Genomic DNA, 11,485 nt, shown 5'->3' on the forward strand with positions numbered 1-11,485 from the left:
GGCCGGGGGCACAGCCCCCGAGGGACCACCCCGGTACCGAGTGTCAGTGCGAGGTGGCACGCTTGTGACCGTGACCGAGATTGACGCAAAGATTGATGCTCTCGTCCCCGCCTGGCTCCACCTCCCCGACATCGCGGAGATGCTGGACGTGGAGGTGACGCGCGTACGGCAGCTGGTCAAGGAGGGCCAGCTCATCGCCGTACGCCGCGGTGAGAACAGGGCGCTGCAGGTGCCCGCCGCCTTCATCGACACCGACAAGGTGGTGAAGGGCCTGGCCGGGACGCTGACGCTGCTGAGGGACGACGGCTTCTCCGACGAGGAGATGCTGGAGTGGCTCTTCACTCCCGACCCGAGCCTGCCCGGCACCCCCGCGCAGGCCCTCAGTGAGAATCGCGGCACGGAGGTGAAGCGCCGCGCCCAGGCGCTCGCCCTCTGAGTCGTAAGAGCCCACCCGACAGTGCCGACAAGCCCGCGGTGTACGGTCCGGTCCACCCGGTCCGTACACCGCGCGGCCCGGCCGAAGACGAACACCAACGGGGGACCTTCCATGCCCACGGCCCGTGAACAGCTCGCCGACGCCCGCCTCTACCTGTGCACCGACGCCCGTAAGCGCCAGGGTGATCTGCCCGAGTTCCTGGACGCCGTCCTCGCGTCGGGCGTGGACATGGTCCAGCTGCGGGACAAGGGCATGGAGGCCGCCGAGGAGCTGGAGCACCTGGCCGTATTCGCGGACGCCTGCCGCCGGCACGGCAAGCTGCTCGCGGTCAACGACCGGGCCGACGTGGCGCACGCCATCGGTGCCGACGTGCTGCACCTGGGCCAGGGCGACCTGCCGGTGCCCGCCGCGCGGGCGATCCTGGGCGACGCGGTGCTGATCGGCCGCTCCACGCACGCGAACGAGGAGGCCGCCGCGGCCGCCGCCGAGCCGGGTGTGGACTACTTCTGCACGGGCCCCTGCTGGCCCACCCCCACCAAGCCGGGCCGGTACGCACCGGGCCTCGACCTGGTGCGCCACACCGCCTCGCTCGGCACCGACCGCCCCTGGTTCGCGATCGGCGGCATCGACGCGGGCAACCTGGACGAGGTTCTGGACGCGGGCGCCGACCGCGTCGTCGTCGTACGGGCGATCACCGAGGCCGGCGACCCGGCCGCGGCCGCCGCCGACCTCGCCAAGCGGGTCCGGGAGCGGCTCGCGTAGCCCGCTGTCCGAGGGGTGGACGGAAGTCCGGCAATTGAGACAATTCACCCCTGTTTTGTTGGGGTGCCGACCAGCCCTGGCTAACCTGCAGGTATGGCCCTTGGCACAGCTTCCACCAGGACTGATCGCGCGCGAACCGTGCGCGACATGCTCGCGACCGGCGAGACGACGTACTCCTTCGAGTTCTACGCGCCCAAAACCGAGAAGGGCGAGCGGAACCTCTGGAACGCGCTGCGCCGGGTCGAAGCGGTTGCCCCCGACTTCGTCTCCGTGACGTACGGGGCCGGCGGCTCCACTCGCACGGGAACCGTCGAGGCCACCCAGCAGATCACCGAGGACACCACCCTCACCCCGGTCGCCCACCTCACCGCCGTCGGCCACTCGGTCGCCGAGCTGCGCCACACGGTGGGCCAGTACGCCGACGCCGGGATCCGCAACATCCTCGCGGTACGCGGCGACCCGAAGGGCGACCCCATGGGTGAGTGGGTCAAACACCCCCAGGGCATGACATACGCGGCCGAACTCGTTTCGCTCATCCGGGAGTCGGGCGACTTCTGCGTCGGTGTCGCGGCTTTCCCCGAAATGCACCCGCGCTCCACGGACTGGGATTCCGACATCCGGCACTTCGTGGACAAGTGCCGCGCGGGTGCGGACTATGCCATCACCCAGATGTTCTTCGTGCCCGAGAACTATTCGCGGCTGCGCGACCGGGTTTCGGCGGCCGGCTGCGAGACCCCGATCATCCCCGAAGTCCTGCCCGTGACCAGCGTGAAGCAGCTGGAACGACTGCCCCAACTCAGCACCGCGGCCTTCCCGGAGGACCTGCGGGACCGGATGCTTGCCGTCAAGGACGATCCGGCCGCTGTACGCTCCATTGGCATCGAGTTCGCCACGGATTTCTGTTCGCGGCTGCTCGCCGATGGCGTACCCGGGTTGCACTTCATTACCCTCAACAACTCCACGGCGACGCTCGAAATCTACGAGAATCTCGGCCTGCACCAGCAGGCGTAGCCGAAAACCGGCCCGGGTCAGGGGACAGCTGTACCCGGGGCAGGAGAATGAGGGGCGTACATGGGCTGGACGGTCCTCTACATCGCGTTCGCAATCGTCGCACTGTGGCTGCTCGGCGAGGTGCTGCTGCAGTACAAGGCGCGGCTGCGCTGGCGGTTGCTCGCCTTCACCGGATTCGTGGGCGTGGTTCTGGGTGTCCTGATTCCGTCCGTGTTCGTGATCATCCTGGGTGCGATCGCCTTCGCCGTCGGCCAGGTGTACGTCACGCTCTCCTTCCGGCGCGGCTTCTCCACCGGCTGGGCACTCGGCGGCAGGCCGGGCGCAAGCCGCCGCCGCAGGGCGAGCCGCGGCAAGGGCGCCCCCGCCCCGGAACCGGTCCTCGAAGTCTCGGACCTCCAGTACGAGGACGCGTCCGCCGCAGGCTCCCCGGACGGGAACGGCGAGATGCTGCACGCCGATCCGGGCCACGCCGACGCGGTCTACGAGCCGCAGCCGATGCCCGACGAGACCGGCCAGTACGGCATCTACAGCCCCGCCCAGCAGCCCGAGGCACAGCCCCAGTACCCCGCGTACGACCCCCAGCAGCCGTACGCCGACCCCTACGCCCCGCAGTACGACGAGCCGGGCGCCGGGCAGCAGCAGTACGCCGCCTACTCGGACCCGTACATCGGCAACGGCGGCCAGGCATACGGCACGTACAACGGCTACGACAGCTTCGGCGGCCAGCAGTCCTACCCCGCCGACCCGCTCACCGCGCAGTACGCGACGGACACCCCGCCCGGCGGCGTCTGGGTGCCGCAGCAGCGCGACGGGGAGTACGTCTCCTACGAGCAGCAGCAGGCCCAGCAGCCGCAGCAGCCGGGCCAGCAGCCGTACGACCCGAACCACCCGGATCTGCCGCAGTACCCCGAGCAGCAGCCCTACCGCTACTGACCGGTCCCGGCACCGCTCCCCGGACCTTTCGCCGGGCCGTTCGCCGGTCCGGGGCTCACTGCGAGCCCCGGAAGTCGTCACCCTCCACGATCAGCCCCGCCACCAGCGCGCCCGTCATCCCGGCGTGCGCGAGCCCGCCGCCCGGGTGTGCCCAGCCGCCCGCCAGGTACAGCCCCGGCAGACCGGTGGTGTTGGACGGGTGCAGCAGGGTGGCCCCGGCGCCGGCCAGCGAGGGCGCGGGCACCGAACCGCCCCCGGCGCCGGTCGCCTGCGCGATGTGGACCGGGGTGCGGGGCTCGTGCCAGAGCATCCGCTCCCGGAGGTCGGGCACGGCCCGCGCGGCGGCCGCGATGAGCCTGTCCGTGTACTGGCGGACCAGCGCCTCGTCCGTCCAGTCGACGGGCCCGCTGGGCGCGACCGTCGCCGTCAGCGTCACCGCCTCGTGGTCGTCGTCGGGCCGCACCGCCGGATCGTCGGGGCGCAGCACCGTGACCGTCGGCGGCTCGTCGTGCTTTCCCGTGAAGGCCGCGCGGGCCTCGGCCGTGGCGCCCGGGGAGTGGACCACCGTGCGGTGCGCGGCGTCCGCGGGGCGGGCGCCGCGCAGGGCGAGCAGCACCGTGAAACGGCTCGGCCGGGCCGTGGCGGCGGGGCGGACCGTGTCCGGCCCCCACAACTCCCGGCCGGGCAGCATCCGTTCGAGCCCGCGCGGGTCCGCGCCGCACACCACGTGGTCCGCCTCCACGAGGGTGCCGTCGGCCAGCTCGACGCCTGCCGCCCGGCCGTCCTTCTCGCGGACCCGCGCCACCTCGGCGTCGAAGACGAACTCGACCCGCCTCGCCAGGCAGCGCTCGTACACCGCGCGCGCCAGCTCCCGCATGCCGCCGCGCACGTACCAACTGCCGAAGGTCTGCTCCATGTACGGCAGAACCGCCGCCGAGGCGGGGGCCGTGCCGGGGTCCAGGCCGTACTCCAGGGCGTAGCACTCCAGGAGCGCGCCCAGGTGCCCGCCGCCCAGCTCCCACTCGGCGACCTCGCCCAGCGTGGCCGCCTGCCGGGGCGATCGGAGCAGCCGGCGCTGCTTCGGCGCGGGATACGGCTCGCGGGCCAGCACCTGCCAATTGGGCCACAGCGGCTCCTCCAGGAGCGGCCGGCGCGTGCGGTCCCAGGCCTCCCTGGCCCGGATCAGGAACGCGCCCCAGCGCTCGCCCGCGCCCGCCCCCAGAGCCGCGTCGAGGGCCGCCATCACGCCCGCACGCGAGGCGTTGGGCAGCGACACTTCCGTACCGTCGGCGAAGAGGTGGTGCGAGGCCGGATCCACCGCGGCGAGCTCCACGAGGCTCTCCAGCGGCTCCTTGCCGGTCTTCACGAACAGGTCGCGGTAGACGGCGGGCAGCCGCAGCAGACCGGGGCCGGTGTCGAAGACGAACCCGTCCCGCTCGAACCGCCCCAGTGCGCCGCCGTACGTCGACGAGCGCTCGTACACCGTCACCCGGTGGCCTGCCACGGCCAGCCGGGCAGCAGCCGCCATGGCGCCCACACCGGCGCCGATCACCGCAATCCGTGCCATGTCTGCGACTGTATCCGCCGCCACTGACACCTCACTCCGGCGGCCGCTGAACCCCCGCCGCGGCCAGCCGCTTCTCCTCCCGGCGCTGCGCCCTGCGCCGCCGGAAACGGCGGATCTTGCGCCACAGCACGACCAGTATCACGATGCCGATGAGCAGCAGCGTGCCCGCGATCACGGCCGCCGCGAGCGGGTGGAAGATCGCGAAACTTATGATCCCGGCGACGCCCAGGTCCTCCGCCGTGCTCAGCGCGATGTTGCTGAACGGCTCGGGCGAGGTGTTCACCGCCATCCGCGTCCCGGCCTTGACCAGATGGCTCATGAGCGCCGTCGAACCGCCCACCGCGCCCGCCGCGAGATCCGGCAGCGAGCCGTTCTGTCCGGCAAGCAGCGCCCCGACGACCGCGCCCGCGATCGGCCGGATCACCGTGTGCACGGAATCCCAGACCGAGTCGACGTACGGGATCTTGTCCGCGACCGCCTCGCAGAGGAACAGGACGCCGGCGGCGATCAGGACGTCCGGACGCTGGAGCGCCTCGGGCACGTCGTCGGTGAGGCCGGTGGCGCCGAAGATGCCGAGCAGCAGGACCACCGCGTACGCGTTGACCCCGCTCGCCCAGCCGCTGGTGAACACGAGGGGGAGTACGGACACGGTCGCGATGTTAACCAGATCCGGCCGTTCGCGACTGAGGTTGAGCACGGACGTCTGAGTATCCGTACCTAGGAGGTGAGATGAGTACCTGCACGGATGGGCTCCTACCTGCGCGGACGGGAAGGTGGAGACCACGGAAGGGGCGCGGCGCCGGCACCGCCGACACGGGGCGGCGGAACCGGCGCGGCTCCCTGGACGTAACGGGGTACGGGGGAGACCCGGGGGGACGTTCGGGGGAAGCGCCGGGCCGGCGCGGTTCATGGAGGACTGAACCGCACCGGCCCGGCGTATTTTCGTTTCCGGAGCGGCGGCTAACGGCCGCTGACTCTGCCGTGCAACAGCCTTGACAGCGCCGCGTGGACGTCGTCCAGGGAGCGCTCGCTCTGGAAGGCCTGCCAGTCGAGCGCGGCCACCAGGACCATGCCGACCAGGGCCGCGGCCGTGAGCGGAATGTCGATCTCCTCGCTCAGCTCGCCCTCCGCCACCGCGTCCCGAAGCACCGTCTCGACGACCGCCACCGCCTCCCGGCGCACCACCAGGAGGGTCGACTGCCAGGCGCGGTTGGTGCGCCACAGCTCGGCGACGTACAGCTGGGTGAAGGCCGGGTAGCGGTGGATGAAGTCCAGGCCGGCCCGGATCATCGCGTCGAGCGCCTCGACCTTGGTTCCACCCCGCTCGGCGGTTTCGTCCGCGGCCGCCTGCAAAGAGGCGGTCAGCAGCCCCACGCCATGGCGCAGCAGCTCCTCGAAGAGCTCGGTCTTGCTCTTGAAGTTGTAGTACACCGTGCCCTTGGCGACGCCGGCCCGCTCGGCGATCTCGTCGACCGTGGTGGCCGAGAACCCCTGTTCGGCGATGAGCGTCACAGCGGCCTCGTAAAGCTTCTGCCGGGTCGCCTGCCGTCTGGTGCTGCTGCTGTCCATGGCGTCGATTCTCACAGGCTCAGCTCGGGGTGCAGCCGGTCGAGCGACCACACCTGCTTCTGCCGGGCGGACAGCGCCGTCAGCGCGAGGGCGCCCACGGTGAAGGCCGCCAGGACCGCACAGCCCTGCCACACCACGCCCAGGTCGCCGCCGGTGATCAGCCTGCGCAGCCCGTCCACGACGTAACTCATGGGCAGGTAGGGGTGGATGGCGTTGAAGAACGCCGGGCTCGTCTGGACGGGGTAGGTGCCGCCCGCCGAGGTCAGCTGGAGCATGAGGACGGCGAGCACCAGGATGCGCCCGGCTGCCCCGAACTTGGCGTTCAGCCACTGCACGATGGCCGCGAAGCAGCAGGAGGTCAGCGCCAGATAGCCCAGCGTCCCCGCGGTCCGCTGCATTTCGAGGCCGAGCCCGAAGTGCAGCACCGACATCAGCGCGGCGATCTGGAGCACCCCGACGGCCGCCACCGGCAGCCAGCCCGCGAACGCGATCCGCCAGGCCGAGGCCCCGGCGGCCAGGGCGCGCCGGTTGAGCGGCTGGATCAGCATGTACGCGACCATCGCGCCCACCCACAGGGAGAGCGGGATGAAGTACGGGGCGAACCCGGTGCCGTAGTTGGGCGCCTTGTGCATCGCCTGCGAGGCCAGCTTGACCGGGTCGGCCATCACGTCGGTGCGCTGGTCGCGCTGCTGCTTGTCGTAGTCGGGGATCTTGCCGACGCCGTCGTGCAGGCCGGTCGACAGCTGGACGGAGCCGTCGGAGAGCTTCACGATCCCGCCGTCCAGGTCGCCCGCGCCCTTCTTCAGCTTGCCGACGCCCGAGTCGAGGTCGGTGGAGCCCGTCTTGGCGCTGCCCAGACCGGCGTGGATGCCGGCCGCGCCCTTGGCGACGTCGTGCGCGCCCTTGTTGAGCTTGTTGATGTCGGCGATCTTCGTCTCCAGGTCGGTGGAGAGCTGCGGCGCCTTCGCGGCCAGGTCCCTGGCCTTGGTCTGGAGGTCTTCGAGGTCCTTGCCGAGCTTCTTGAAATCACCGCCCTGGTCCTTGACGAGCTCGTTGACGTCCGCGGTGAGGGTCGCGCCGGTCGCCATCGCCTTCTTGGCCTCGTTCAGCTTTGGGCAGACCTGGCCGTCGGCGGGCTTGTCCACACAGAGCTGCTGGTAGAGCTTGTTGACGTCCTCGGAGGCCTTGCGGGTGCCGGCCGCCGCCCCGGGGGCGAGTTCGACGATCTTCTTGAGGTTGTCCCGTACGGGCTGGATCGAGTCGGCGAGGAGCTTGGCGGAGTCCCCTACGGTCTTCCCGTTGTCCTTGAGGTGCGGCCGCGCCTGGCCGGCCGCCCCATTGGCTTCGTCCGCGATCCGCTGAGTGCCGTCGGCGACCTTCTGGGCGCCGGCGGCCAGGGTGCCCGCGGCCGTGTCGAGCTTCGTGATGCCGCCGGCCAGCTTGCCGCTGCCGTCCTTGGCGTCGTCGAGCCCGTCGGCCAGTGCCTTGGAGCCGTCCTTGGCCTTGCCGAGCCCGTCCTTGAGGTCGCCCGCGCCCTTGGCGGCCTTCTCGGTGGCGTCGTGGAGATCCCCGAACGAGATGAAGATCTTGTCGAGGAAGGACCGCGAGGCCTTGCTGGAGGCGGCGGCGCGCACCTCGGAGAACACCGTCTTGGAGATCGACCCCACGATGTAGTTGTTCGCGTCGTTGGTCCGCACCTGGAGCGCACCCGTCTCGGGGACGTCCCCCGAGCTGGACGCGATCCTCTTGCTGAAGTCGGCGGGCATCGTCAGCGACAGGTAGTACGTGCCCTTCTCCAGGCCCTTGCGCGCCTCGGCGCCGCTGACCTCGTGCCACTCGAAGGTCTTGCTGTCGAGCAGCTTCTTGCTGAGGTCGTCGCCCACATGGAGCTTCTGCCCTGCGGCGTCGGCCCCCTCGTCGTCGTTGACGAGCGCCACCGGAATCCGGTCGAGCCGGCTGTAGGGGTCCCAGAACGAGCACAGGTACAGCGCGCCGTAGAGCAGCGGCAGCAGGAGCAGCGCGACCAGGGCGGCCCGCGGAAGCTTCCCCCTGCCGAACCGCTTCAGCTCAAGCGCTGCCAGTCGTGGCGAACGCATCCGCCGCCCCCTCCTCGCTCGTGGCCCCGTCCTCGGCGCCCACTTCTGTCGTCACTACGGTGATGTCGGCCTCGGCGGGCGCCTCGCTGCACACCGCGAGCACGGTGGTGCCGGCGTCCGCGACCGAGCGGAGCAGCGCCCAGGCGGTGGCCCGTTCGGCGTCCGACAGCTTGAGGTCGGTGTCGTCGACCGCGAGCAGCCGGGGCCGCTGGATCAGCGCGAGCGCGACCGTGAGCCGCAGCGCCTCCAGCCGTTCGAGATCGCGTACGGAGGTGTGGTCGCGCTTGGGCAGCGAGGCGAGGTCGAGCCCCGCCGCGGCCAGCGCCTCGTCGATCCGGGCGCGGGACTCCGCCCGGCGCCGGGCGGGGGAGCGCAGCAGCGCCCGCACCGAACCGTCGTAGCGGCGCTGCAGCATCACGCGCTCGCGCAGGTGCTCGGCGACGGTGAACGCCGGGTCGAGCTCGCTGACGCCCGGCACGTGGCCGAGCGCGCTGATCCGCCGCACGGCGGCCATGTTGCGCGGCAGCTGATGGCCGGCCACCCGCGCCCGGCCCTCGGCCGGCTTCATCCGGCCGGTGAGGGCGAGCAGCAGGCAGGTCCGGCCGGAACCGGAGGGCCCCGCGACCGCGACGAGCGAGCCGGGGGCCGCGTCGATGCCGACCCCCCTGAAGGCCCAGCCGCGCGGCCCCTTAAGCCCGAAGCCCTCGGCACGGATCGCCGCGCCGGTCACTTCCGAGTGCGGGCTGTCCACATTCCCCCCTGCTCTGCGCGTCCCCCGGGCCGGAACTCCGGCCCCCTTCTTTTGAACTGACTGGTCAGTACAAAAGATAGCCCGAACCGGTATGCGAGGCAAAGCCGCAGGTCGGCGGGCGATTCGGGCCGATTGTCAGTGGTGGGCCTCACGATGGACACATACGGCCACAGTGCCGTCACACGACGACAGGAGGTTCGTCATGGCCAGCTCCCACGCGGCAGCCGCACCCCGGCGCCGCGCCAGCAGCCCTGCCCCCTCACTGAACGGCGCCCCCAACGACGTCCACCCCGTGCTGCGCCGGGCCGGTGCGCCACCCGCCGCGCTCGACCTGCTCGCCCAGGCCCGCGGCGGCCTGGACGAGGCGGCCGTCCTCGACGCCCCCAACGAGCGGTACGCGACGGCCCATCTGGCCGCCCTGCGCACCGCGGCCGCCGTCCTCGCCGCGCGCGGCCGGCCCGAGACCAACCCGCGCCGCAGGCAGCGGATCCGCAGCGCCTGGGAAGTGCTGCCGGAGATAGCGCCCGAACTGACCGAGTGGAGCGCCCTGTTCGCCTCGGGGGCGGACCGGCGGGCCCGCGCCGAGGCCGGCATCCAGGGCGCGGCCACCACCCGGGACGCCGACGACCTGCTCCGCGACGCGGCGATGTTCCTGCGCCTGGTCGAGCGCCTCCTGGTCCTCCAGCCCGTGCTGCCGCAGCCGAGGAGCCGCGAGCCGGAGGCGGAGGGGGAACGCGGAGCCGGCTGACGGCGCCCGTCCGGTCCGGCCCGGCGGCAGCGGCCTGCGGCTGATCCGGAGCGGCTCGGGCAGGCACCGGGGATGACGGGACGCCGCTTCACCTCCCATTAGGGTGGACGCGTCGCAACCCCTTCCCACGCCGCGTCCGCGGCGGCACCGCGCCGAGGAGTCAACTGCCGTGTCGGACCCCATGCGCCCCCGCGCCTCCCTCCGTACCGCCGTGGTCTGGGAGGTCCTCAAGGAAGCGCTCGACCGCCGGGTCAAGGCGACCGGGCGCGAGGCCCTCGACGTGCTCGACACCGGTGGCGGCTCCGGCAACTTCGCGGTGCCGCTGGCCGCCCTCGGACACCGGGTCACCGTGGTCGACCCCAGCCCCAACGCGCTGTTCGCGCTTGAGCGCAGGGCCGCCGAGGCCGGGGTCGCCGAGCGGGTCCAGGGTGTCCAGGGAGATGTCCTCGGCCTCTTCGACGTGGTCGAACGCGGCGGCTACGACGCGGTGTTGTGCCACGGCGTCCTGGAGTACGTCGAGGACCCGGCGGAAGGCGTGCGCAACGCGGTGGACGCGCTGCGTCCCGAAGGCGCGCTCAGCCTGCTCGCCGCGGGTCTCGGCGGCGCGGTGCTCTCGCGCGCGCTCGCCGGACACTTCACCGAGGCCCGCCACGCGCTTTCCGACCCGGCGGGCCGCTGGGGCGCGGGCGACCCGGTCCCGCACCGCTTCACCGCCGAGCAGCTCACCGAGCTCGTCGGCGGCGCCGGGGCCACCGCCGGGTCGGTGCACGGTGTGCGGGTCTTTGCCGACCTCGTCCCCGGCGTCCTGGTGGACACCGAGCCCGGAGCCCTGGACGCGCTCCTCAAGCTGGAGGCCGCGGCCGCCGAACTGCCCGCCTTCCACGCCGTCGCCACCCAGCTGCACGTACTGGGCGAGAAGCGCGGCTGACCCCGCTGCGGCCGTCCCCGGCGGGCTGATCAGCGACGCTGTGCCGCATGGAGTACGCCACAGGCCCCCCGATCGGCGGCTTCGCCCCGTATGATCGGGGGACACCGTCCGGCATGACGGATCGGCTCATGGGGAATTGAATCTCCACAGCCGAGCCGCCGTGGCGGCCCGGCTGGCGAATTGGCGTAGAGGGCGGGTTTCACGGGGGCGATTCCCTGCCTATCCTGAAGGGGCCGCATCCGGTCGCCCCCCGCGACCGACGAGTAGGAGGACTCCGTGCCGCTCTCGGAGCACGAGCAGCGCATGCTCGAGCAGATGGAGCGAGCGCTGTACGCCGAAGATCCCAAGTTCGCGACAGCGCTTGAGGGAAGCGGGCTGCGTACGTACACCCGGCGACGGGTCTACCAGGCGGTCGCCGGCTTCCTGGTGGGTATCGCGCTCCTCATGGCAGGAATGGTCGCGCAGCAGATCTGGATCAGTGTGGTGGGATTCCTCGTCATGCTCGGATGTGCGGTGCTCGCGGTCACCGGCTGGCGCAAGGCGCCGCGTCCCGGTGAACAGGCGCGTGCGGGCGGTTCCGCCGCGCCGCGGCAGGCCCGGCAGCGGCGCTCGATGATGGACCGGATCGAGCAGCGCTGGCAGCGGCGTCGCGACGAGGGGCGCTAGCCCCGCCCCGTTCTGACC

Annotated in this window: 12 protein-coding genes; 7 read left to right on the forward strand and 5 right to left on the reverse strand. The window is 71.9% G+C overall.

Annotated features, from left to right (window positions below):
• Nucleotides 1-70: 70 nt before the first annotated feature.
• From ABD346_RS05280 to ABD346_RS05295, 4 genes are all read left to right on the forward strand, one after another.
• The gene (locus ABD346_RS05280) at nt 71-436 is read left to right on the forward strand and encodes an Rv2175c family DNA-binding protein (protein WP_344372071.1); all 366 of its coding nucleotides are present in this window, start codon (nt 71-73) and stop codon (nt 434-436) included.
• A 111-nt stretch (nt 437-547) separates the two neighbouring features.
• On the forward strand, nt 548-1,198 hold the full coding sequence (gene thiE / locus ABD346_RS05285; protein ID WP_344372074.1) for a thiamine phosphate synthase: 651 nt from the start codon (nt 548-550) through the stop codon (nt 1,196-1,198).
• A 93-nt stretch (nt 1,199-1,291) separates the two neighbouring features.
• Complete coding sequence (metF, locus tag ABD346_RS05290) at nt 1,292-2,209, forward strand: methylenetetrahydrofolate reductase [NAD(P)H] (protein WP_344372077.1); 918 nt, start codon at nt 1,292-1,294, stop codon at nt 2,207-2,209.
• Between the two features lie 60 nt (nt 2,210-2,269).
• The gene (locus ABD346_RS05295; RefSeq protein WP_344372080.1) at nt 2,270-3,142 is read left to right on the forward strand and encodes a hypothetical protein; all 873 of its coding nucleotides are present in this window, start codon (nt 2,270-2,272) and stop codon (nt 3,140-3,142) included.
• A 55-nt stretch (nt 3,143-3,197) separates the two neighbouring features.
• Here ABD346_RS05295 and ABD346_RS05300 read toward each other — a convergent pair whose 3' ends face one another.
• The 5 genes from ABD346_RS05300 to ABD346_RS05320 all read right to left on the reverse strand — a co-directional run bounded on the left by ABD346_RS05300 (nt 3,198) and on the right by ABD346_RS05320 (nt 9,125).
• Nucleotides 3,198-4,709: a phytoene desaturase family protein gene (locus ABD346_RS05300; protein WP_344372083.1), complete on the reverse strand. Its 1,512-nt coding sequence runs from the start codon at nt 4,707-4,709 to the stop codon at nt 3,198-3,200.
• Between the two features lie 31 nt (nt 4,710-4,740).
• Nucleotides 4,741-5,358 (reverse strand): DUF4126 domain-containing protein, encoded by a 618-nt coding sequence (locus ABD346_RS05305; RefSeq protein WP_344372085.1) that lies wholly within the window; start codon nt 5,356-5,358, stop codon nt 4,741-4,743.
• Between the two features lie 311 nt (nt 5,359-5,669).
• Nucleotides 5,670-6,278, reverse strand: a complete 609-nt coding sequence (locus ABD346_RS05310) for a TetR/AcrR family transcriptional regulator (RefSeq protein WP_189961093.1) — start codon at nt 6,276-6,278, stop codon at nt 5,670-5,672.
• An 11-nt stretch (nt 6,279-6,289) separates the two neighbouring features.
• Nucleotides 6,290-8,374, reverse strand: coding sequence for a YhgE/Pip family protein (locus ABD346_RS05315; RefSeq protein ID WP_344372090.1), 2,085 nt, complete (start codon nt 8,372-8,374; stop codon nt 6,290-6,292).
• Complete coding sequence (locus ABD346_RS05320) at nt 8,346-9,125, reverse strand: ATP-binding cassette domain-containing protein (RefSeq protein WP_344372091.1); 780 nt, start codon at nt 9,123-9,125, stop codon at nt 8,346-8,348. Before ABD346_RS05320 ends, ABD346_RS05315 begins: the two co-directional genes overlap by 29 nt.
• A gap of 202 nt (nt 9,126-9,327) precedes the next feature.
• Here ABD346_RS05320 and ABD346_RS05325 point away from each other — a divergent pair, with 202 nt between their 5' ends.
• The 3 genes from ABD346_RS05325 (at nt 9,328) to ABD346_RS05335 (ending at nt 11,467) form a co-directional block, all read left to right on the forward strand.
• The gene (locus tag ABD346_RS05325; protein WP_344372093.1) at nt 9,328-9,873 is read left to right on the forward strand and encodes an SAV_6107 family HEPN domain-containing protein; all 546 of its coding nucleotides are present in this window, start codon (nt 9,328-9,330) and stop codon (nt 9,871-9,873) included.
• A 169-nt stretch (nt 9,874-10,042) separates the two neighbouring features.
• Nucleotides 10,043-10,801: a class I SAM-dependent methyltransferase gene (locus ABD346_RS05330; protein ID WP_344372096.1), complete on the forward strand. Its 759-nt coding sequence runs from the start codon at nt 10,043-10,045 to the stop codon at nt 10,799-10,801.
• 276 nt (nt 10,802-11,077) lie between these two features.
• Nucleotides 11,078-11,467: a DUF3040 domain-containing protein gene (locus ABD346_RS05335; protein WP_053727764.1), complete on the forward strand. Its 390-nt coding sequence runs from the start codon at nt 11,078-11,080 to the stop codon at nt 11,465-11,467.
• Nucleotides 11,468-11,485 lie beyond the last annotated feature (18 nt).

This window comes from Streptomyces mauvecolor (assembly GCF_039532965.1).
In the GTDB taxonomy this organism is placed as follows: Bacteria; Actinomycetota; Actinomycetes; order Streptomycetales; family Streptomycetaceae; genus Streptomyces; species Streptomyces violascens.

Coding starts and splice junctions, on each gene's coding strand:
- thiE (WP_344372074.1), top strand. CDS start 548: ATGCCCACGGCCCGTGAACAGCTCGCCGACGCCCGCCTCTACCTGTGC.
- metF (WP_344372077.1), top strand. CDS start 1,292: ATGGCCCTTGGCACAGCTTCCACCAGGACTGATCGCGCGCGAACCGTG.
- ABD346_RS05295 (WP_344372080.1), top strand. CDS start 2,270: ATGGGCTGGACGGTCCTCTACATCGCGTTCGCAATCGTCGCACTGTGG.
- ABD346_RS05300 (WP_344372083.1), bottom strand. CDS start 4,709: ATGGCACGGATTGCGGTGATCGGCGCCGGTGTGGGCGCCATGGCGGCT.
- ABD346_RS05310 (WP_189961093.1), bottom strand. CDS start 6,278: ATGGACAGCAGCAGCACCAGACGGCAGGCGACCCGGCAGAAGCTTTAC.
- ABD346_RS05315 (WP_344372090.1), bottom strand. CDS start 8,374: ATGCGTTCGCCACGACTGGCAGCGCTTGAGCTGAAGCGGTTCGGCAGG.
- ABD346_RS05325 (WP_344372093.1), top strand. CDS start 9,328: ATGGCCAGCTCCCACGCGGCAGCCGCACCCCGGCGCCGCGCCAGCAGC.